Source organism: Methyloceanibacter sp., from assembly GCF_058506495.1.
This window is the reverse complement of record NZ_JBZMXT010000023.1, coordinates 1-21,768: the sequence shown is the minus strand read 5'-3', so window position 1 is coordinate 21,768 and position 21,768 is coordinate 1. Positions and strand designations below refer to the sequence as shown.

Below are 21,768 nucleotides of genomic sequence, written 5' to 3'. Positions count from 1 at the left end.
GTGACCAGCGTCGAAAGAGGATAAGTCAATGCGACACCGCAAGGCAGGCCGGAAGCTAAACCGGACGTCAACGCATCGGAGTTCGCTGTTTGCGAACATGGCATCCGCGCTCATCAAGCATGAGCAGATCGTGACGACATTGCCGAAGGCGAAAGAACTGCGTCGCATAGCCGATCAGCTGATCACGCTTGCAAAACGCGGCGACCTTCATGCGCGCCGCCAGGCGTTCGCGCGCATTCGCGATGAGGATATGGTTGCCAAGTTGTTCGAGACGCTTGGACCGCGGTATGCGGAGCGTCCGGGCGGGTACACCCGTGTACTCAAAGCCGGCTTCCGATTCGGGGATTCAGCGCCAATGGCTGTGATCGAGTTTGTTGACCGCGACGAGGACGCGCGCGGCCAGGACTCTGGTCCGTCCCAAGAGCTTGAGGAAGAAGGCGAGCCCGTCGCCGCGTAAGAATAGGACACGGGCTCTCTGCACCCGTCGAGAAATTATCAGGCGCACCGCTTGGCGATGCGCCTGTATTGTTTATCAGGCAAAAATAGACGAGCCGATCCGTGATCGACTCCGGCCGTTAGTTGGCAGCCGCGGCCTTCTCGCGAACGCTCTTAACCCCTGCTTCGAAGACACCGGTGATGACCTCAACGGCCTTAGCTTCCTCGACACCGTCAGCGGGATCGAACTTGGCCTCCCACTCGATCTCAACGGTGTTCTCATCATCATCCTTGTTGACTTCGAATCTCGCGGAGTAGTTCTTCACCGGAAGTGGGCTTTCGATGATCTCGTAGCTATAGCTCGTGTCGCCGGAATCGGTCAGCCGTTCTTTGATCTTGCCGCCGTCACCCAGGGTGAGTGTGCGAAATGTCTCGCCACCTTCTTCGAATTCCTCGCACTCAGCGACCGCCGGGTGCCAGTCCTTGATCGCGCAGAAGTCGCCAACCATGGCCCAAACACTTTCGGGCGTACCAGGAGCTTCCACCTGCTTCTTGACTTCCGCGGCTTGTGCTGCGGCGCCGACCATTATCGTAGCCGCCAGCGCGGCCAAAAATGTTTGGACAATACGCATACGTCTCTCTCCAATCATTCCTAATTTATTGACGGCGAAGGCCTTCACCGTTGCGGCATCTTAGTTAAAAAGGGTCCGTCGGCAACCGGCTGCGGGCAGTTACGCTCGGTCGGTTTTTCAGCTTCTTGGGTGGGAATTGCGTCGCTAGTCGCCGTAAGAAGACCTGTTTTCTTTGTAAGACGGTTGTGGTGTCTTGCTCCCGCCAAGGTATGCGTTCCATCCTCTTCAAATTCATTAGCAGAGCGAAAGATGACACGTTTGGATAATTTGCTGAGAAGACTTTGCAAACTTAGCTTTTTTGCGGCGGTATTCTGTCTTGGCGTACCGGGAAGCGCCTCAGCGCAGGACGAAGTTGTGACCAGGGTCGTGCCGAAGAGCGCGGCGGCGATCAAGCAGTCCTTTGCTCCCGTGGTGAAGCGCGCGGCGCCTACCGTCGTGAACGTCTACGTCCGTCACAGGATTAAGCAATCCGTCTCGCCATTTTTCAATGATCCCATTTTCCGACGTTTCTTCGGTCAGCAATTCGGCGTGCCGCGAGAGCGGGTTCAGAACTCGCTCGGATCCGGTGTGTTGGTTAGCACCGAAGGCGTTGTGGTCACCAACTACCATGTAATCCGCAGCGGCGGAGAGTCGGAGATCACCGTTGCCTTGAGCGACGGGCGCGAGTTCCGGGCCACGCTGATCTTGAAAGACGAACAGACCGATTTGGCAGTACTGCGCCTGGATGGTGACGGCGCCACGTTCCCGGCAATTCAGTTCGCAAACTCAGATGGGCTTGAGGTTGGCGATCTGGTGCTCGCGATTGGAGACCCCTTCGGCGTTGGGCAAACAGTTACAAGCGGCATTGTCTCAGCATTGGCACGAACAAAGGTAGGTATCTCAGACTACCAGTTCTTTATTCAAACAGATGCCGCCATCAACCCTGGCAACTCCGGTGGGGCGCTGGTCGACATGGATGGGCGGCTTGTCGGCATTAACACTGCCATCTTTTCGAGGAGCGGTGGATCTCACGGGATCGGATTCGCGATTCCGTCCAACATGGTGCAAGTGGTTGTTCAATCCGCGCTCGAAGGCGGCAAGGTGCAACGCCCCTGGCTCGGCGCTTCGCTGCAGCCGCTAACCTCAGACCTAGCTGAGTCTATTGGTCTGGAGCGGCCGGCTGGCGCGATCGTCACGCGGATCCATGAGAGAGGCCCCGCTAAGGGTGCTGGGCTAGAAGTCGGCGACGTCATCGTTAGTTTCGATGGTAAGGATATTCAGGATCCAGAGGCGCTTGAGTATAGGTTTGTTACGACTGGTGTCGGTAACACTGTAGAGCTCAGTTTTTTTCGCGAAGGAAAGCGCTTCCGCACAACAATGACGACGGTTGTTCCGCTTGAGGATCCGCCGCGTGACGCACGGGATCTAACGGGTCCACACCCGTTCGCAGGAAGTCGCGTCGCCAATCTATCTCCGGCCGTGTCAACGGAGCTGGGCTTGGATGACGATGGTGGAAGCGGTGTTGTTGTCATGAAAGTCGAGCGCCGTTCCAATGCTGGGCGGCTTGGTCTGCGTCGCGGTGACATTGTTGTCGGCGTCAACGACCAGGAGGTTGAGTCTGTGAAGCAATTGACAGTCCTACTCCAATTTAGAACGGACCGCTGGCGTCTTGCCATCGAACGAGGCGGCAAAGTCTTCGATCTAACGGTGCGAGGCTAAACAATGGCAAACGCGACGGGGAAGGGCGCTGCGAACCTCTTTGAGGCGGCGGGGCTTGCCGAAACCGCTCCCCGTCCGTTAGCTGACCGGTTGCGTCCGCAGACGCTGGACGAAGTCATCGGCCAGGATCATCTTCTAGGCGACGGGCTGCTGGGTCGTATGGTTCGGGCCGGGCGTCTCACATCGGTGATTTTCTGGGGGCCGCCTGGAACGGGTAAGACGACCGTCGCTCGGTTGCTTGCGGAGGTTACCGATCTTCACTTCGAGCAGCTCTCTGCGATCCAGTCCGGTGTCGCGGACTTGCGGAAAGTTTTTGATGCGGCGAGAGCCAAGCGCGAAGCAGGACATGGCACGCTGCTCTTTATCGACGAGATCCACCGCTTCAACCGCTCGCAGCAGGATGCCTTTCTGCCTCATATGGAAGACGGGACCATCGTGCTGGTTGGCGCGACCACGGAGAATCCATCTTTCGAGCTGAACTCGGCATTGCTTTCCCGCGCGAGCGTTTTGACGTTCAAGCGCCTGGTCGATGAGGCGCTTGAGGCCTTGATCCAAAGGGCGGAGGAACACGAGGCACGGAAACTCCCGCTCGACGACGACGCACGGCAAACCTTAATTTCTATGGCCGATGGCGATGGGCGAGGGCTCATCAATCTCGTTGAAGATGTGTTTCTGTCCGTCCCCGTTGGCTCGAAGACCATCGTAAATAGGGCAGGACTCGCCGAACTCGTCCAGCGGCGTGCTCCCATCTACGACAAGAGCCAAGACGGTCATTACAACCTTATCAGTGCACTGCATAAATCCGTTCGGGGTTCGGATCCGGACGCTGCCTTATACTGGCTGGCGCGCATGCTGGCGGGCGGTGAGGACCCACTCTATATTGCAAGGCGTCTTGTACGCATGGCGGTAGAAGATATTGGCATGGCGGATCCTGCGGCGTTGTTGCAGGCGAATGCTGCAAAGGACGCCTACGATTTTCTGGGCACTCCCGAGGGCGAAATCGCTCTGGCCCAAGCGACCGTCTATCTTGCTACCGCGCCCAAATCGAATGCTGCGTATGCGGCTTTCAAAGCCTCGGCGCGTGTTGCCAAGGAGAGCGGCTCTTTGCTTCCGCCAAAACACATTCTCAATGCTCCGACCAAGCTGATGGAGCAGGAGGGCTATGGAGCGGGTTACGCCTATGACCATAACGATGCGGAAGCTTTTTCTGGTCAGAACTACTTCCCGGAAGCCATGGACCGTCAGCACTTCTATACGCCTACTGGCCGGGGCTATGAGGCGGAAGTCAAGGAGCGCCTGGAACGCTGGGCTGCGATCCGTACAGAGCGGAGAGAGGAGGGGTAGGTGAGCACTCTCTTAAGCGTGGCTGCTGGAGGTGCCATCGGGGCCTCTGCGCGCTATCTGCTCGGGCTGGGTATGGGGCGTCTTTTCGGATTCGGTTTTCCCTGGGCTACGCTTACGGCCAACATCCTGGGATGTTTTCTCATGGGCATGCTGATTGAGCTCATGGCCCTCCGCTGGACGGTGCATCAAGATTTGCGCGCGTTTCTGGCGCTCGGCGTGCTTGGCGGTTTCACGACATTCTCATCGTTCTCGGCGGACTTCGCGAACCTTCTAGCTCGGAACGACTACCTGGGCGCCGGCCTTTACTTCACCGCTTCCGTTTTCATTTCAGTTGCCGCACTGTTCGCGGGGCTGGCGCTTGTGCGTGCACTTTAGCCATGCGCCGGAGATAGCGATGGCTCCCGTTGAAACAAGAAGCGTCACGAATGACGAAGATGGCATGCGCGTGGACCGATGGTTCAAGACCCATTACGCTCAAGTGCCCCATAGCCGGCTTGAGAAATTGCTGCGCACGGGTCAGGTGCGCGTCGATGGCGGGCGAGCGAAGGCGAGTACGCGCCTCCAGGCCGGTCAGAGTGTCCGTGTTCCGCCGCTGCCAGAGGCGCCATCGCCAAGCGGCAGCCCGAAGCCGCTCTCCAAGGCGGATAGAGCCTTACTCAGATCCATCACACTCTACGAGGACGACGATCTACTGATCCTCAACAAGCCATCGGGCCTTGCCGTGCAAGGCGGCACCAAAACGGCCCGCCATATCGACCGACTGCTCGAGGGCATGAGCGACCGTCCGGAGACACGGCCGCGGCTCGTGCACCGCTTGGATAGGGACACATCCGGCGTGTTGGTGATTGCCAAGAAGCGCAGTGTGGCTGCCAAGCTCGGCAAGGCATTTCAAACGCGCTCCGTGCGAAAGATTTATTGGGCTTTGGTACACGGTGTGCCAAAGCCTCCCCAAGGTAAGATCGATGCGGCGTTGGTGAAGGCGGCGACGCCAGATGGCGACCGGGTGCGCAAGGCACGCCCTGGTGAGCAGGACAAGGCCCAATCTGCCGTGACACATTATGCAGTGATCGATCGGGCCGCGCGGCAAGTGGCCCTGATGTCGCTCAAGCCCGTGACCGGGCGTCAGCATCAACTGCGCGCCCACATGTCTATTCTGGGCCACCCGATACTTGGCGATACGAAATATCCAAGCGGCACGGAGCAGCCACAGGGGCTCGAGCGGCGCTTGCATCTTCATGCCAGGCGAATCAGTTTTCCCCATCCGAGCGGCGAGGGTGTCGTCGATGTGACCGCACCTCTGCCGCCGCATATGGAGGCGGCCTTCGCGGCCTTCGGATTTTCGCCCAAGGGTGGCGATATAGACGAAGACGACGACATTTGCGGCTAGCTCCAACAACGTCACGAAGTTCTGGATGATTGCGTGAACGATCGAGAGAAAACGATCTCCTCAGATTACGAGAAGCCGAAGCTGCCCAAACGCTTCTACACTGACGTGACCGTAGCGGACGAGGCAGGTCTTGCGGCCATTCTGCTGGATGGGCGCCCTGTGCGCACACCGGGCAAAGCGCAGCTCGCCGTCCCGAGTGCGGGCCTGGCCGAGGCCATCGCGGACGAATGGCGCGGGCAGGGGGAGGAAGTCGACCCCCACACCATGCCCCTAACCAAGCTCATTAACTCGGCCATTGACGGTGTGAGGGGCCAGGAAAAGTCCGTTGTCGACGATATTTTGGCCCATGCGGGCTCGGATCTCTTGTGTTACCGCGCGAGCGGACCCGAGGGCCTTCTGGCACTCCAGAACCAGGCCTGGGATCCGGTACTGTCCTGGGCGGCAGGGTCGCTTGGCGCGCCTTTGAGCCTCGCGGAGGGCGTGATGCATGTCCCACAGCCGGAAACTTCACTTGCGGCCTTGCGGGCTGAAATCGAGCCGCTGGACGCCTTCCGACTGGCTGCTCTTCACGTGATGACGACGTTGACGGGTTCAGCTCTTCTGCCATTGGCTGTCGCCCGAGCGCAGCTCTCGCCCGAGGCTGCCTGGAACGCCGCGCACGTGGATGAGGATTGGCAAATCAGCCAGTGGGGGGAAGATGAAGAGGCCAAACTGCGCCGGCAAAGCCGCAAACGCGATTTCGATGCTGCGGCAAAGCTGTTGGAGCTTTATTGAGTCGTTTGAGCAGCTTGAGGGGCTTGAGTTGCGGGATAGAGACAAGCCCCTCTTAATTGGGTCGAACTCTTGATCCGGGCGGCGGACCTTCGCCATTTGCCTGACTACCGGCCCATGCTATGGACTTTTGCCAATGTGTCATGTTGAGCGGGGAGCGCCGGTCTAGGCCGTTCCGCGGACGTTTTTGGGAGAGCGCCGAGAATGAAGGAAGTAATCGAAGAACTGGAATTTCGCCGTGCCAAGGCCAGGATGGGAGGCGGTCAGAAGCGGATCGACGCCCAGCACAAGCGTGGCAAGCTGACTGCGCGGGAGCGGCTACAGCTTCTTCTCGACGACAACTCATTCGAAGAGTTCGACATGTATGTCGAGCACCGTTGTGCCGACTTCGGGATGGCGGACAACAAGGTGCCAGGCGATGGCGTTGTGACCGGCTGGGGCACGATCAACGGCCGCGTCGTTTATGTCATCGCCAAGGACTTCACTGTGTTCGGCGGCTCATTGTCCGAGGCGCATGCCAATAAGATGATCAAGATCCAAGATATGGCGCTGCGCAATCGCGCGCCGGTCATTGGTCTGTTCGACGCGGGCGGCGCGCGCATTCAGGAAGGTGTGGCGGCGCTCGGCGGCTATGGCGAGGTGTTTACGAGGAACGTCCAAGCTTCCGGTGTCATTCCCCAGATCAGCGTCATCATGGGGCCGTGCGCGGGGGGCGACGTCTATTCGCCGGCCATGACCGATTTTATCTTCATGGTGCGCGATACGTCCTACATGTTCGTCACAGGGCCTGATGTGGTGAAAACCGTTACCAAGGAGGAGGTGACCGCCGAGGAATTGGGCGGCGCATCCGTGCACACCACCAAGTCCTCGATAGCCGACGGCGCCTATGACGACGACATCGAAGCGCTGCTGCAGATGCGGCGGCTCATGGACTTCTTGCCCACATCGAATCTCTCCGGCGTGCCGGAGCTGCCGACGCGCGACCCCTGGGACCGAGAGGAAATCTCGCTCAATACGCTGATCCCCGACAATCCAAACAAGCCCTACGACATCAAAGAGCTGATCGAGAAGGTCGTGGACGAGGGCGATTTCTTCGAAGTGCAGGAGACCTTCGCCCGCAATATCGTGATTGGGTTTGCCCGTATGGAAGGGCGCACGGTTGGCATCGTTGCCAACCAGCCCATGGTGCTGGCCGGCGTTCTGGATTCGGACGCCTCGCGGAAGGCTGCGCGTTTCGTGCGTTTTTGCGATTGCTTCTCGATCCCGATCGTGACCTTCGTGGACGTACCAGGGTTTCTACCGGGTACGGATCAGGAATATGGCGGCCTCATCAAGCATGGTGCCAAGCTTCTGTTTGCCTTTACCGAGGCGACGGTCCCCAAGGTCACCGTCATTACTCGCAAAGCCTATGGCGGCGCCTATGATGTGATGAGCTCAAAGCATATTCGGGGCGATGTGAACTATGCGTGGCCGTCCGCCGAGATCGCTGTGATGGGCGCGAAGGGCGCGGCTGAGATTCTCTACCGATCCGAGCTAGACAATCCGAAGAAGATCCAGAAGCGCATCGACGAGTATCAGGCGCGATTTGCCAATCCGTTTGTTGCTGCGGAGCGGGGCTATATCGACGAAGTGATCATGCCTCAGAACACGCGCTCAAGGGTGTGCCGTGCGCTGCAAATGCTGCGCAACAAGCACATCGAAAATCCGTGGAAGAAGCACGACAATATTCCGCTGTAGGCTGGTTGTTGCGCCGCGTCGCCTAAATTTCGCTGGGGTCGAAGCGGCAGCGCAAAGGATACGGTGTGCCGGGCAGGGTGCCTTGGCACTCGGGCATGTGCCATCCAATCGTCCGCCCGTCAGCGTCAACAATCTTTGTTGGGCAGCCGATTTTGACGATCAGCCAGTTGCGATGAGACGCCTCCCATTCCGGCGCGTAGGTCATGGCAACTTTGGCGCAGTTGCCATACTCGTTAAGACTGGGAGTCATTTGGCGAAGCCATAAATTCTGGATTGACGCCGCGTCGGTCACGGTCTCTATGACCCGCATACATTCCAATGGAAGAAGCCAGTCTGGTCCGACGTCTTTTGAGGCAGAAGCAATGGATCGCTGGGACTTCGCGTCAACCCGGCAGGCGATGATCGCGAGTTTGGATGGCGGGGCAAGTTCGCTCCGCTTTTCCACAACCGGCTCGCGGAACCAACCTTCAGTCACTGCCTCCGCTGACCAGAGCGGGGCCGCAATCATGACGGCTTTGCTTTGATCGGCAGCAGACAATGGAGCCGTTACCCCATTCGACGCCACCAGGATCGCGATGGCGAGGGCGCGCTGCAAAGTCACTGATGACAATATGATCATGGCTGGCTCCTATTCTGTCACGAGCGGGTAAGGCGATGTTTTAGCCGGGTCTCAGATTTCCGACCGCGGACACAATCGTTCCAAACCCTTCAGCCAGAGCGGGCGCAAGCATGCGACCGTTCTCTGTCAGGCACATTTCCGAGCCCTGCCTCTGTATTAGTTTGCAACCTAGTATGCGCTCCAAGACGCGCAGCCGGTGACTGACGGCTGAAGGTGTGACATTCAATTCCTCGGCAGCCCTCTTCAGCGACATATACCGAGCAACAACTTCAAAGGTTCGCAGCCCATTCAGCGGGATCGAACCGATCGTCCTTTTCGGGATCCACTCATTCATGACGATTCTTGAGTCCTCAGATCGTTTCATTGGCCACATTGAACGCCACCGCCTTCGCACGCGCCACACAAGTTTTCGTGATGTGCAAAAAGTTTTGCATCAGGATAAAAACTAATTGCGGGAATTTGACCGCAGGTGAAAAATGGAGCGTTGCAATGGAAATGGCCGCCGAAACAGTGGGACTTGAGCAATATGGGATTGGTCCGAAGATCCGCAGATTGCGCAAGAAGAAGGATCTGAGTCTTGTGCGACTGGGCGACCACACGGGCATGTCCGCAGGGCTGTTGTCCAAGATCGAGACAGAGCAGCTGATCCCCACTTTACCGACATTGATGCGGATCGCGACGGTCTTCGGCGTCGGGTTAGAGCACTTTTTCGCGGACGGCGCTGAGAGCCCGAAGGCCGCGATCGTTCGGCGCTCCGATCGGCTGCGGCTGCCGAATCGTACCGACGGCGCGGCGCCGACCTTTTGGTTCGAGTCGCTCGACTTTCCCGCGACGGACAGGCGGATGGATGCGTATCTCGCGACTTTTGAGCCAGGCGCAACCCCAACGGAGCCCCACCGACATCAAGGAGATGAGCTGATCTATGTCATTCGAGGCACGATGGTGCTGTCCTTTGACAAAGAGGCTGTCGAACTCCATGAGGGGGACTCGGCCTACTTCGATCCGAGCTACCCGCATAGCTATTCTCAAAAGGGCAAGCAGCCGTGCCGTGCCGTAGTTGCCGTCGCGAGTGCACGCTAGACGGCTGTGACGGTACCTGAAGACGGCAATCCCCACGTTCCCCAAATTCGGCGCGAAACTGTCGCATTCTGGGCATTGTTGGGCTGCAAAACTTCCGTTACGAAGGGAAAGCGCACGAAGAGTTAGAATGCAGGAGACAAAATATGCGGCTCGCAGCTGGCAACTTTGGTGTGTCCGGGGTGGTTTTGACCGGCGCGGTTGCGTTGGCGGTTCCAGCGTGGGCAGCGATCAGTCTATCGATGTCGCTCAAAAACTATTACGCAGAGTACGAAATCGTGGAGCAGTGCGCGCGGCAGGCCCAGCTGACAAAGGAGGATGTCGAGACGGCCAGCACCGCAATAGCCGTAATCGAGAAGTACTATCTTGGACGTGACAAAGGACTCAACAAGGCGCGTCTAAAACGGCAGGCCATCGCGGACAAGAACGATAGTTTTGAGATCTTGGCGCGCAGCGGCGAGTCGGGCTTCCGCCCTTACTGCCAGATGTCGCTGAACGAGCTGGTTCGCAAGGCCAGGGAAGTCGAAGAGCCCACAAACGCCGAATAGGGGTCCCAATCTTATTGCGGGTTCGGGCCACCGCCATTAAGCGCGTTCTCCGCCAGGTACATGATCGATGTGCGGCGCCGTCCGTCCTGGGAGTATGCGAAGGACAAGATGGCGCCGCCAAATTTTTTTGGCGTTCCAACGGGGAAGTCCTTGGCTTGGAGGTAAAAGAGCGCCCCAGGAGGAACGGAGGCGCTCGGTATTGCCGCTCCGTCCGGCCCTTCGACGCTCAAACTCAATGCAAAATTCCCAGTGCCGATCGACTCCGACTCCGAGTCGGGCCTCAACCTGGCCTGAATATCTTCAAGCGCGGTGCTTGATAAGTTCTTTCCGGCCAAAAGAATCTGGTCCGTGCCCGCTGGGACTGATGCCCCAGTGAGCCATTTGATGGGCACGGTAGGGGGCTTGGGTAGTGGGGCGGTAACCGGTCCAGCCTGCTGCGGTGGGGCGGCCACGATTCGATAAGGTGGAGCGACGGGGGCGGGGGTAGGCGCTGCCTCTTCAAGCGGCTGAGGCTCCTGCGCGCCAGTGCCAACAGCCAGTGATTTGCTCTCGGGTGCGACGTCGACGTCGGGTTTGCCGTCTTCCTCTGAGCCGAACCAGTGCAGCGGATTGAGCCATGTCAGATTGGGCCAATCCTCAGCGGCGCCGTCGGTGTTGCTTGGACTTGGTGTGGCAGGCGTCGGAGCTGCGTCCCCAAGAGACTCGCGCTCGCGGATCTCCGAAAAGGACTTCGCGGTCTGTTCCGCGGCGAAAGCAAGGTCTTCAACGACCGGCCGAAGCACACTCGGTGTCTGTCCCGCGAGCGCGACGAAATGCGGTCCAGAGGATCGGGCAGTAGCGACAAACGCGCAGCCGATAACGAGCAGCGCTGACAGCGTGGAAGAGGCAAACGCAACCAATGTCCTGCGACCGCCAAACGACGCCGCAAAAAGCAGCAGCAAGAGGATAGCGGCTAGAAAGAGATACAATAGTTTGTCCCAGTCACGAGGGTGCTGACGAATCGCCAAAAAACATGATGTACAACCTTGGCATGAGTTCGGCGTATCCGTCGCCTAGAAACCGAGTCCTTCTCGATTGGTTGGGACGATTGCCTGTTCGGACGCAAGCCTCTGGAAAGTTCTTAAGTCTCAGAGAAAAGCGCCCATTCATCGCGTGTTCATACGGTCTACGCCAATTTGAAGCTCGCTTTCGGGGGTGCCGAGCCAACCGGAGTATTGCTGATGTTTGGGAGACTCATATCCACAATCTTGTTTGGCGCAACGCTTGCCGCGTTTGCGTCATCGGCCTGCGCGTATTCGAGCACCGTCAAAGGCGCGTGCCGAACGGACTACAAGCGCTTTTGCAGCGTTCACGCTATCGACGACCCGGCATTGCGCCGATGCATGGACAGAGCCGGAAGCAGTCTGTCGCGCGGTTGCGTGGTCGCGCTCGTGAATTCTGCCCAAGTTACCAAGGCGCGGGCGACCCAACGCTGGGGTCATAGTTTCTAGCGTGTAGTTCCGCCTTTGCTGTTCTCAGGCCGATAGTTTTGCGACTACTTAAAGAACAAGTGCCCGCCCTACTTGGGGGCAGGCACTTTTGACGCTGTTCTTGATGGAGCCTGGACGGCAACTACCCGTCGTCGTCTTTGCGACCGCGCTTCATAGGCGCGATATCCAGGCTATCGGGACTCTCAACGGTGATTGTGCCGACCATTCCGCGTTCCATGAGCCCACGAGGGCCGAATTTGAACGTGCCAGGCCGCACCGCGACGAAGAAAAGTTCGACTTCCCCGCCATCCTCGAACTCCAACTCCTCGAACGAGCCAACCTTAATCTCGACTTCGGGCTCTCCTACCTCGATCTTGCGGATCCAAATATTGCGCACGAACTCTGGCATGACGAGCGCATACTCGTTCAAGTCAGAGGCCTTGATCTTCCAGCGGTAGCCCTGACCCGCCTTCAGCGTATATTCGGTCGGGCTCATTACGCTGGAGTCACCATCGACGCCCAGCTGCAGAGGCTCCATTCGCTTTAGGCCATGGACTGCTGGGTCCAGAAACATCTTGGGCATTGCCTTCTGCTCGGCATCAGATGTTGTTGACAGGCCCGTCAGCCCAACGCTTAAGGCGAGTGCGGCAAGTGTTAGTACTCGTGGCATGTGTATTTCTTCCGTGGTTCTAAGATCTTGGACCCCAATCTCCGGGCCTCGGATATTAGGCTTTTTTCGCCCAGTGGCATAAGGGATCATTGGCATAGTGCCTTACCAACTTTGCTCGACCGCTACCAGTCCTGGAACCAGCGCCGTTAAACATCGTTATGATTCTGGTTTGAGCCGCGAAATGAGCACTCGGCAGCGCGCCATCGTGCGCCTCGATGCGAGAGATGCCATGAGCAAGACACAAACAATCGTCATGAGTCGTTAATGTTTCAGTGCTGCGTTTAGAGGATCGTCCTGCTCTGAGGGGCCGGAGGGGCGGGCGACACTTCCTGGCGCGGCGGGGGACTTAGAGTGATCGATCTTTATAAGATTTTGGGCATCAAGCGGTCTGCACGCCGCAAAGAGGTCCATAAGGCATACCGAAAGCAGGCCAAGAAGGCGCACCCCGACGGCGGGGGGACTGACGAGGCCTTCAATCAGCTTGTTGTTGCTTACTCCGTTCTCTCGGATGAGGGGCGCCGGGCTCATTACGACCAGACGGGTGAGGTTGAACTTCCGCAACCCGACAATCTTGACGGCGGGGCCATCGAGATCATTGCCGAGAAGCTGGGTCTCATAATTCATGCGGAACAGGATTTAGCCGCGCTGGATATCGGCACTTTGATCGAACGGGCGATCCAGGACGATATCGCGGCGCGAAAGGCCAGCGTTGCGCACCAGCAGCGCGCGGGCGAACGGCTGGTGAGGCTTCGTGCACGGGCCAAACGAAAGGCAGAGGGCGAGGGCGATTTAGTCGCGCGCGTGCTTGATTGGCATGAGGTCGCTATCCAAGGTCAGATCAAGAAAAACGAAGTGATCATTGGCAACCTCGAACGAGCGCTCGTCATTCTCGAGGATTACTCGTTTATCGACGAGGCGACGGCTGAGCCGTCCGAGGAAGTTGTCGAAGCGCTAAATGACATACTCGTTTCGCTCGATGAACTCGCCGCGATCCTGAACACGAGTCCGTCCCGCGCCGAGGCGATGCCAAAAGAAGCTGAGCCGACGGCCTTCGGCTAGGCGACACCGCGACCGAGTAAGCGTGTTCTATTCCGCCGGCTGCGCGCCGCTTGAACGAGCCGCGCGCTGCGCCCGCCGTTCCGCTCGCCCACGCCACCATACCGATACATTGTCTCCCAGCATCAGAAGACATGGGGTCAACAAGAGAGTCAGGATCGTCGCGAACGTCAACCCGCCCGCGATGGAGCTGGAGAGTTGCGTCCACCACTGGGTCGAAGGTGCTCCAATGGAGACGTCCTGTCCGATAATGTTGATGCTGATCGCGAAGACCATCGGAAGAAGGCCCAAGACGGTCGTGATCGAGGTCAGGAGAACCGGACGCACGCGTTGGGCCGCGGTGCGCAAAATTGCTTCCTGCGCAGGAATACCCTCAGCTCTCAGATGATTGTACGTGTCGATCAGAACGATGTTGTTGTTCACAACGATACCGGCCAGCGCGATGATACCAATACCGCACATCACGATGCCGAGGGGCTGATTGGTCAGGAGTAACCCGATCATCACGCCGGCGGTCGAGAATAGGATAGCGCTCAGTACAAGGAACGTTTGGTAGAAACTGTTGAACTGAGTTACGAGTATCGCGACCATCATGAAAATGGCGATAAAGAAAGCTGAAATCAGGAAGTTCGCGGCCTCCCGTTGGTCCTCGTCCTGTCCCTTGAAGCGGACGTTTACGGCTGGGTCGATATCCATATTCGCCACTGCAGCCTTTAGCTTCTGGACCTGTTCATCGACAAGAAGCCCTTCCTCGACATCGGCTTTAATGTCGAGTGATCGGCGTGCGTCGGTGCGTTTTAGAAACCCAGTCTTCTGTGCAGGTTCAAATCGAACGAAATTGCCAATCGGGACTTGACCCTTTTGCGTGGTCAATCGCAGGCGGTTGAGTTGCTCAAGGCTTCGCTGTGCGAAGGGCATGCGCAGGCGTATTTCGACTTCTTCGTCGGCATCGTCGGGCCGGTACTCAGCGACGAAGAGGCCGTTTGTGACCATGCTGACGACTTGTCCGACAAGCGTGATGTCCGCGCCTTGGCGCGCCGCTCGTTCGCGATCAACCTTGAGTCTCCATTCGATACCGGGGAGCGGCCGGCTATCTTGGATGTCGACAAAGCCGCCGATTTCATCCATTTGGGCAAGCACATCTTCAACGACCTTGGTTATCTTCTTCGGGTCGCGAGAGGTGACCAGGAGCTCCAGTGGCTTACCTCCGGATGGTCCGGAATCCTCTTTGCGCACTTCGAGAATGACACCGGGTATGTCTGCGATGCGATCGCGCACTTCTTGGAGAACGACGGGCGAACGCGGTCGCGTGCGCCAATTCGTCATTTCAAGCTGGACGACGCCGATGACGTCCTCGGCCATTTCGTTTTGCGACGGCCCCGCACCCGAGCCGATAGTTCTGGCATAGACCGCATCGAAATACGGCATTGTCAGCAGGCGCGCTTCGATTTTGCGGACAATGGCGTCCATTTCCGTGACCGAAAGATCGCCGCGAGCGCGAACTTGGACCTGACCGACATCCTGGTCGACATCGGGAAAGAACTCGACGCCACGCCCGAACATGCCGAAGGCGACGTATGTCCCGATGAGGAGCGTTACCGCGACGCCAAGCACCTTTGCAGGATGCGCGAGCAAGCCTCGTAGCGTCTTCAGATACGCGCCCGCCATTCCGCCAATCTTATTGAGGTCGCCGTTTTCTGCCGCCTGAATAGCCCGCAACAGGTGGGTATTGCTCTTGTCGGCGGAGCCAATAATCCCTCCCAAGACTGGGATGAAGATAAGTGCCATGGCCAGCGAGGCGGCAAGCGTCAATAGGACGGTGATGGGCAAGAACTTCATGAACTCGCCGACAAGTCCGGGCCAAAACAGCAGCGGCAGGAACACGACCAAGGTTGTTGCAGTTGACGCAGTGATTGGCCATGCCATGCGTTTGGCCGCCGCCGCATAGGCCTGCTTGGGGGTTTGCCCTTCCAACATCTTGCGGTCGGCCAACTCAGTCGTGACGATTGCGCCATCCACGAGCATTCCGATAACAAGGATGAGGCTGAACAAGACGACGATATTCAGCGTGAGTCCAATCCATGAGATGGCGAGGATTCCGGCCAGGAACGATCCGGGAATCGCTAAGCCAACGAGGATCGCGGGCCGGACGCCGATCGCTGCGACGATAACAATCATCACGAGCGCTATTGCGGCCAAGACATTGTTTTGGAGATCACTCAGAATGTCGCGGATTCGCTTCGACTTGTCCTGCATGTAGCTGATCTCAATGCCGGGTGGCCAGCTCTTCTGCTCCTCGGCGACAACAGCGCGGACTTCTTCGATGGTCTCAACGATATTGGCGCCTACACGCTTCTTGACCTCCAGGGCCAAAGCTGGGGCGCCATCAACCCTCGCGAAACCTTGCGGATCTTTGAAGGTGCGCCGGATGGTGGCGACATCGCTAAACTTCACGACCGTGTTATCGACGACCTTCACCGGGAGGCTGAAAATGTCCCGAACGTCCTCAAGGACACCCGGAACTTTCAGTACCATGCGCCCAGCGACGGACTCCAAGGCGCCCGCAGCCACCAAACGATTGTTGCGCGCAACGGTGTTCGAAATGTCGCCAAAGGAAATGTCGTAGGTCTCTAACATCATCGGGTCGACAACGATCTCAAGCAATTCTTCACGGTCGCCGCCGATATCAACATCGAGTACGCCACTCAGGCCTTCGATCTTGTCACGAAGATCGCGCGCTATCCGCACAAGCGTGCGCTCGGGAACGTTGCCCGATAGTCCGACTGTTATGACGGGGAAGAGGGCGATATTGACTTCGTTGACGCGCGGCTCATCCGTCTCCAACGGCAATTCCGCACGGGCGATATCGACCTTCTCGCGGACATCCTGGAGTGCCTTGTTGGAATCGAAGCCCGCATAGAATTCTAGTGTTACTGAGCCGTAGCCCTCACCGGCCATGGAGCGCATCTCTTTGATGCCCTCAATGGACTGCAGTTCTTTCTCCATAGGGCGTACGAGAAGCCGTTCGGAGTCCTCCGGTGAAATTCCTTCGTACGTCATCGAGACGTAAATAATCGGAATCTGAATGTCCGGTTCTGCTTCTTTCGGAATGGTCGTGTAGGCAATCGCGCCCATGATGATAATCATCACGAACGCAAGCACGACCGTGCGCGATCGTCGGAACGCGGCGTCAATGATCGCGTTCATCGTGCGGCCGTTGGCTTAGTGCGACTGCCTGTTGCCAAGTGTGCCGAGGCTTCGGGCGAAGTAACAATGCTGTCGTCGCGTCGTTCCTCCGCTACTTGAACCTGCTCGCCGACCTGAACGTAACCGTGACCCAGGGTGATGATGCGGGACGTGGCCGGAAGGCCTGTAACCCAGGCGCCATTTGTATCCGACATCACGATCTTGGCCTTGTGGAATTCGACGCGGCCCTTGTCGTCAACAGTCTTCACGCCAAGAGAGCCTGCCGCATCCAACGACAATTCGGCGGGCGAGATGAACTGTGCCATCACCGAGCCCGTGGGGATCGTTGCCTCGGCACTAATTCCGGCGGGAATGGCATCGTCTGCGTTTGGCACCTCGACCTCAACGCGGAACGTGCGGGTTCCTTGGTCTGCTCTGGCGGCGATGTAGCGGATCGTTCCTCCGCGTTCTTGGCCCGTGGCGACCTTGACCGCGGCCGGCTGACCGATCTTAAGGTTTACGATCTTTTGCTGAGGGATATGGACACTCACGACGAGCGGATCGTTGTCCACGATGGTCGCGATGATGCCGTTTGTGTCGACATAGGTCCCTAGTTCGACGGGCGAAGATAGAACAGAGCCCTCGAACGGTGCTCTGATATCAAGTTGGTCAAACTCGATGAGGGCTTCCTTCAGCTCGGCCTTCGCCGTCTGCAAAGACGAATAGATCTGATCCAACTGCCTCTGGGACTGATACCCTTTCTTGCCCAGAGCTTGAGCGGCTTCGAAGGCGCTCTCCTGCTCACGCACCCGTGCCTTGGCCCGCGTGATGCGAGCCTCTCGATCATTTTGCTCAAGACGCACGAGGACCTCGCCGGTCTTTACGGTGCTGCCCTCGTCCGCGAGCATCTCGGCCACTTGCCCCATGGTTTCGGCTCGGACCGTGACTGTCCGATTCGGCTCGGTCTGCCCTTGGGCGACGACGATCTTCGATACCGGCTTGGCTTCTTGGGTGCGGACCGAAACCTTCATGAGTGGGAGGGCGTCGGACTGCGCCGGCGCTTCTACCACCTCCTTGCCTGCGGTCCTATAATAGTAGCCGCCCAGCACCCAAGCGGTGAGGGCGCATGCGAGGCCCAGCGCGATGACATACGACTTCTTCAACGATTGACTGTCCCGTTCTTTTTTCAGCAATCCGTTTTCGTGGTCTACGCGGATGGCCTGTTTGCGTACTTCGCTTCCTTGCTCGACCGATGGCGATCGGAGGCCCAACTATCGATGACCTCCATGAAGCTTTCGATCAGAGCCGCGTAAAAGGCGTCGAGCTCTTGCAGCCGCTCTTGCGAGTCCGTCATGTCCTCTGGCAGCGCGTCTTGGGTCCCCTCAACAACATCACGTGCGCGCCGCATTCTCCGAACGACGCCGCGTAGCAATCGGTCGTAAGGCTGCGGACTCAGTTTGAAATAGTCCTGCCGATCGCCGGGTTTGGCAGTTCGGACAATGACTTCCAAGTCCTCAAGCAACCGTGTGTTCGTGCTTATGCTCGCGCGGCTAACACTTAATCGCTCAGCGAGCTGACTCAGACTGAACGGACCTTCATGAATAACCATGAGGCCCATAATGTGGCCGGCAATGCGAGGCAGACCCTCCGCTTGGAGAATTAGCCCCATTTGATCGACGAATTCCGCGATCGCCCTATCAGTGTTGTTTGTCATATCTTTCATTTATGCCGTTCAGTTTGTTCAGTCAATACTGAACGTTCAAGATAGTTGATGGTATTTGTGCCATTTTTTTGAACGGCTTCGGTACAGATTCTTCGGCCCTAGAATTGGCTGCACCGACGAGCGCGGTGCCGAACAATAGGCGGCCTGGCTAGTTTACTCGCCCCGCGCTTCACTCTAGAAAGCCTGAACAAAAATTTGGACTGGGGCACTGATGTTCAAGAAACTACTCATCGCCAATCGTGGAGAAATTGCCTGCCGTATAATGCGCACGGCAAAGCGGCTTGGGATCAAGACCGTTGCCGTTTACTCGGAAGCTGACCGCGATGCATTGCATGTCTTTATGGCCGATGAAGCTGTCGCGATCGGGCCCGCCGCCGCTGCGCAGTCCTATCTTGTCATTGACAAGATTATTGCTGCGGCCAAGGAGACGGGTGCTGAGGCTATCCACCCCGGTTACGGTTTCCTGTCTGAGAACGCGGCCTTTGCTAAGGCGCTCAAGAAGGCCGGTATCGTCTTCGTGGGTCCTAATCCCACAGCCATCAAGGCGATGGGCGATAAGATTGAGTCCAAGAAACTTGCATCCGATGCCAAAGTCTCAACCGTCCCTGGCTATCTCGGCGTAATCAAAACGCCTGACGAGGCAGTCAAGATCGCGGACGACATCGGATATCCGGTCATGATCAAGGCGTCGGCCGGCGGTGGCGGCAAGGGCATGCGGATTGCGTATGGCCGTGACGAGGTGGCTGAAGGATTTGCCTTGGCTCAGTCAGAGGCCAAATCGAGCTTCGGAGATGATCGCGTATTCATCGAGAAGTTCATTGAGGAGCCTCGCCACATAGAAATCCAAGTACTTGGCGACAAGCACGGGAATGTCATCCACCTTGGCGAGCGCGAGTGTTCGATCCAGCGGCGCAATCAGAAGGTTCTTGAAGAAGCGCCGAGCCCGTTCCTCGACGAGAAGACGCGCGTGGCGATGGGCGCCGAGGCTGTCGCCCTGGCAAAAGCCGTAGACTACGATACCGCAGGCACTGTTGAGTTCATCGTCGACAAAGACAAGAACTTCTACTTCCTGGAAATGAACACGCGGCTCCAGGTCGAGCATCCTGTGACGGAATTTGTGACGGGTCTCGATCTTGTGGAGCAGATGCTCAAGGTTGCGAGCGGCGAGAAGCTCGCGATCAAGCAGAAAGATGTGAAGCTCAAGGGTTCGGCGATCGAGTCCCGCATCTATGCCGAGGATCCGGCGCGGAATTTCTTGCCGTCCACCGGTCGCCTGGTCCGGTTTCGACCGCCGGCTCTCGGCACTCAAGACGGCATCACCACGCGACTTGATACGGGTGTGGAAGAGGGCGGTGAGATTTCCGTCTACTACGATCCGATGATCGCCAAGCTCATCACATACGCACCCACCCGGATCGAAGCGATCGATGCAATGGGGCAAGCTCTCGATGCTTTTGCCATCGATGGCTTCAAGCACAACATTCCATTCCTGGCCGTTCTCATGCGGAACGAGCGCTGGTGCTCGGGAGATATCTCGACGAAATTTATCGCTGAAGAGTTTCCCGATGGCTTCCAGCCGCCTGTCCCGGAGGGCCGGGTTCGCGACGTGCTTGCAGCTGTCTCAGCAAGCATCGATCACCTCTCCAATAACCGCCGGCGGATGATCACGCAGCAGATGCATGGAGAGCCAGTTAGTTTCTCCGAAGTTCGTCTAGTTGAACTGGGCGACGGAGACCTTGTGCGCGTCATCGTAGAGGGTCGTGACTATCCGATGACGGCGAAGCTGGGTGGCGGCGACACGGGCGAGCCCGAGCGAACCATTGAGCTGACCTCCAATTGGTGGTTTGGCGAGCCTGTATTCGAAGGAACGGTCGATGGGGAGGCCGTCGCAGTGCAGGTTCGCGGCATTCTGAACGGCGTACACTTGACCTATCAGGGTGTGGAAACGCTCGTCCGCGTCTTTACCGAGCGCGAAGCGGAGTATCTGGCTTTGATGCCGGTAAAAGAAAAGCCCGACATGTCGAGGTTCCTCCTCTGTCCAATGCCGGGGCTCGTCGTGTCGCTTGCCGTGGAGGAAGGGCAGGCGGTTTCTGCAGGGGATACGCTTTGTGTCGTCGAGGCCATGAAGATGGAGAACGTCCTGAAATCGGACGTCGACGGCACAGTGACTAAAATCCACGCCGAGCCGGGTGACAGTCTCAACGTGGATGCCGTTATCCTAGAATTCGAGTAGGTCTCACGACGTCGTGCCGTCAGAGCGCAAGACGGTAACTGTTCGAATTGAGGGTCGGGTGCAGGGCGTCTATTACCGCGCCTGGACCGAGCAGACTGCGCTTTCACTCTCACTAGATGGCTGGGTGCGCAACTGTCGCGATGGGAGCGTCCAAGCGGTTTTTTCCGGTCCTGCGCCGCAGGTCGACGAGATGCTGCGCCGCTGTGCAGAAGGACCGCCCGATGCGCGTGTCAGCGACGTCCTTGTCACAGACGAAGGTGGTGCTCCGCCGTCTGGCTTCCGCGTCCTGCCGACAGACTAGCACGACGATGCGCCAAAAACGCGCCCGAAGCTCTCGCGCAAGGCCGCATCCACCTTCGCCATATCGGTCTCAACGTCAAGTGCCTCAAGGCTTGTTGCAGGCGTGCCGTGAAGTCCGCAGGGCACGATTCCGGAGAAATGCTCCAGGTCCGGAGCGACGTTCAGGCTGACGCCATGAAGTGTGACCCAGCGGCGGATGCGAACGCCGATCGAGGCGATCTTTGCCCGACCCACAAAGACGCCGATGCCGTTGTCACTCCGTTCTCCTTCGATGCCAAATGCCGCGAGCGTGGCAATCAACCAGTCTTCCAATCCTGTCACGAAACGGCGCGTATCGCGCCCGCGCTCGTTCAAATTGAGCATGACGTAAGCCACGCGCTGACCCGGCCCATGATAAGTGAAGCGGCCGCCGCGGCCTGCTTTGAAGACCGGGAATCTGTCGGGATCCATCAGCTCTGCTGGGTCCGCGCTTGTCCCAGCCGTATAGAGTGAAGGGTGTTCCAGCAGCCAGACGCATTCTCCCGCTCTGCCTTCGGCAATGGCGCCGCTTCGAGACTCCATGAACGCGAGGGCCGCCTCGTAGGGGATGGGTTTAGCGGCCGTGATCCATTCCGGATCAGAATGCGGACGCGCGCTGCGCTCCTTTGGCGACGAAGGGGTCATGTCGCGGCCATCATAGGTCAAAGACCGCCGCTGCACATCTTGCACCACGGGGGCAGGTTTGCTAAGGCAGCGCACCGAAACGAAAGGCTAGGCGTCGGGTATCGAAATAGCGGATCCCGGTCACTTTTTTGTTTGAGTTTCTCGCGGTCGTGGCGGAATTGGTAGACGCGCAGCGTTGAGGTCGCTGTGGGGTAACTCCCGTGGAAGTTCGAGTCTTCTC

The 21,768-nt window shown here is 58.1% G+C and carries 22 protein-coding genes; 12 read left to right on the top strand and 10 right to left on the bottom strand.

Going from position 1 to position 21,768, the window contains the following annotated elements; all coding sequences use genetic code 11:
* The first annotated feature begins 28 nt into the window (after positions 1-28).
* Positions 29-457 carry a 50S ribosomal protein L17 gene (rplQ, locus tag AC33YF_RS06290; RefSeq protein ID WP_491776347.1) on the top strand — a complete coding sequence of 143 codons (429 nt, stop codon included), beginning with the start codon at positions 29-31 and terminating at the stop codon, positions 455-457.
* 118 nt (positions 458-575) lie between these two features.
* Here rplQ and AC33YF_RS06285 read toward each other — a convergent pair whose 3' ends face one another.
* Both AC33YF_RS06285 and AC33YF_RS06280 read right to left on the bottom strand, forming a co-directional pair.
* Positions 576-1,067, bottom strand: a complete 492-nt coding sequence (locus tag AC33YF_RS06285; protein WP_491776346.1) for an SRPBCC family protein — start codon at positions 1,065-1,067, stop codon at positions 576-578.
* A 44-nt stretch (positions 1,068-1,111) separates the two neighbouring features.
* The gene (locus tag AC33YF_RS06280) at positions 1,112-1,459 is read right to left on the bottom strand and encodes a hypothetical protein (RefSeq protein WP_491776371.1); all 348 of its coding nucleotides are present in this window, start codon (positions 1,457-1,459) and stop codon (positions 1,112-1,114) included.
* Between AC33YF_RS06280 and AC33YF_RS06275 the strand changes: the two genes are divergently transcribed.
* From AC33YF_RS06275 to AC33YF_RS06250, 6 genes are all read left to right on the top strand, one after another.
* Entirely contained in the window at positions 1,422-2,765 is a 1,344-nt protein-coding gene (locus tag AC33YF_RS06275) for a DegQ family serine endoprotease (protein WP_491776345.1), read from the top strand. The genes AC33YF_RS06280 and AC33YF_RS06275 overlap by 38 nt on opposite strands.
* Positions 2,766-2,768: 3 nt before the next feature.
* Entirely contained in the window at positions 2,769-4,109 is a 1,341-nt protein-coding gene (locus AC33YF_RS06270) for a replication-associated recombination protein A (protein WP_491776344.1), read from the top strand.
* Entirely contained in the window at positions 4,110-4,484 is a 375-nt protein-coding gene (crcB, locus tag AC33YF_RS06265; RefSeq protein ID WP_491776343.1) for a fluoride efflux transporter CrcB, read from the top strand.
* A 19-nt stretch (positions 4,485-4,503) separates the two neighbouring features.
* Positions 4,504-5,496: an RluA family pseudouridine synthase gene (locus AC33YF_RS06260; protein ID WP_491776342.1), complete on the top strand. Its 993-nt coding sequence runs from the start codon at positions 4,504-4,506 to the stop codon at positions 5,494-5,496.
* A gap of 33 nt (positions 5,497-5,529) precedes the next feature.
* Positions 5,530-6,270, top strand: coding sequence for an ATP12 family chaperone protein (locus AC33YF_RS06255; RefSeq protein WP_491776341.1), 741 nt, complete (start codon positions 5,530-5,532; stop codon positions 6,268-6,270).
* 201 nt (positions 6,271-6,471) lie between these two features.
* Positions 6,472-8,004 (top strand): acyl-CoA carboxylase subunit beta, encoded by a 1,533-nt coding sequence (locus AC33YF_RS06250; protein WP_491776340.1) that lies wholly within the window; start codon positions 6,472-6,474, stop codon positions 8,002-8,004.
* Between the two features lie 22 nt (positions 8,005-8,026).
* Here AC33YF_RS06250 and AC33YF_RS06245 read toward each other — a convergent pair whose 3' ends face one another.
* Positions 8,027-8,623 (bottom strand): hypothetical protein, encoded by a 597-nt coding sequence (locus tag AC33YF_RS06245; protein WP_491776339.1) that lies wholly within the window; start codon positions 8,621-8,623, stop codon positions 8,027-8,029.
* A 40-nt stretch (positions 8,624-8,663) separates the two neighbouring features.
* On the bottom strand, positions 8,664-8,957 hold the full coding sequence (locus tag AC33YF_RS06240; protein WP_491776368.1) for a LysR family transcriptional regulator: 294 nt from the start codon (positions 8,955-8,957) through the stop codon (positions 8,664-8,666).
* Positions 8,958-9,118: 161 nt separating this feature from the next.
* On the opposite strand from AC33YF_RS06240, the gene AC33YF_RS06235 reads away from it, so the two are divergent.
* Together AC33YF_RS06235 and AC33YF_RS06230 are read left to right on the top strand one after the other, a co-directional pair.
* Complete coding sequence (locus tag AC33YF_RS06235) at positions 9,119-9,703, top strand: cupin domain-containing protein (RefSeq protein WP_491776338.1); 585 nt, start codon at positions 9,119-9,121, stop codon at positions 9,701-9,703.
* Positions 9,704-9,846: 143 nt separating this feature from the next.
* Positions 9,847-10,248 (top strand): hypothetical protein, encoded by a 402-nt coding sequence (locus AC33YF_RS06230; protein WP_491776337.1) that lies wholly within the window; start codon positions 9,847-9,849, stop codon positions 10,246-10,248.
* Positions 10,249-10,259: 11 nt separating this feature from the next.
* Here AC33YF_RS06230 and AC33YF_RS06225 read toward each other — a convergent pair whose 3' ends face one another.
* Positions 10,260-11,216, bottom strand: coding sequence for a hypothetical protein (locus tag AC33YF_RS06225; RefSeq protein WP_491776336.1), 957 nt, complete (start codon positions 11,214-11,216; stop codon positions 10,260-10,262).
* Between the two features lie 643 nt (positions 11,217-11,859).
* The gene (locus AC33YF_RS06220; RefSeq protein ID WP_491776335.1) at positions 11,860-12,387 is read right to left on the bottom strand and encodes a cupredoxin domain-containing protein; all 528 of its coding nucleotides are present in this window, start codon (positions 12,385-12,387) and stop codon (positions 11,860-11,862) included.
* A 351-nt stretch (positions 12,388-12,738) separates the two neighbouring features.
* Here AC33YF_RS06220 and AC33YF_RS06215 point away from each other — a divergent pair, with 351 nt between their 5' ends.
* Complete coding sequence (locus tag AC33YF_RS06215; RefSeq protein ID WP_491776334.1) at positions 12,739-13,446, top strand: J domain-containing protein; 708 nt, start codon at positions 12,739-12,741, stop codon at positions 13,444-13,446.
* A gap of 27 nt (positions 13,447-13,473) precedes the next feature.
* On the opposite strand, the gene AC33YF_RS06210 is transcribed toward AC33YF_RS06215, so the two are convergent.
* The 3 genes from AC33YF_RS06210 to AC33YF_RS06200 are packed head-to-tail and all read right to left on the bottom strand — an operon-like array spanning position 13,474 to position 18,352.
* Positions 13,474-16,650, bottom strand: coding sequence for an efflux RND transporter permease subunit (locus AC33YF_RS06210; RefSeq protein ID WP_491776333.1), 3,177 nt, complete (start codon positions 16,648-16,650; stop codon positions 13,474-13,476).
* Positions 16,647-17,792, bottom strand: a complete 1,146-nt coding sequence (locus AC33YF_RS06205; protein WP_491776332.1) for an efflux RND transporter periplasmic adaptor subunit — start codon at positions 17,790-17,792, stop codon at positions 16,647-16,649. The genes AC33YF_RS06210 and AC33YF_RS06205 overlap by 4 nt, the downstream gene beginning before the upstream one ends.
* A 44-nt stretch (positions 17,793-17,836) precedes the next feature.
* Positions 17,837-18,352, bottom strand: coding sequence for a GbsR/MarR family transcriptional regulator (locus AC33YF_RS06200; protein ID WP_491776331.1), 516 nt, complete (start codon positions 18,350-18,352; stop codon positions 17,837-17,839).
* Between the two features lie 211 nt (positions 18,353-18,563).
* Between AC33YF_RS06200 and accC the strand changes: the two genes are divergently transcribed.
* On the top strand, positions 18,564-20,585 hold the full coding sequence (gene accC, locus AC33YF_RS06195) for an acetyl-CoA carboxylase biotin carboxylase subunit (protein WP_491776330.1): 2,022 nt from the start codon (positions 18,564-18,566) through the stop codon (positions 20,583-20,585).
* A gap of 13 nt (positions 20,586-20,598) precedes the next feature.
* Complete coding sequence (locus AC33YF_RS06190; protein WP_491776329.1) at positions 20,599-20,886, top strand: acylphosphatase; 288 nt, start codon at positions 20,599-20,601, stop codon at positions 20,884-20,886.
* Here AC33YF_RS06190 and lipB read toward each other — a convergent pair.
* Positions 20,883-21,548: a lipoyl(octanoyl) transferase LipB gene (gene lipB, locus AC33YF_RS06185; RefSeq protein WP_491776328.1), complete on the bottom strand. Its 666-nt coding sequence runs from the start codon at positions 21,546-21,548 to the stop codon at positions 20,883-20,885. The two genes, AC33YF_RS06190 and lipB, sit on opposite strands and share 4 nt — an antisense overlap.
* Positions 21,549-21,768 lie beyond the last annotated feature (220 nt).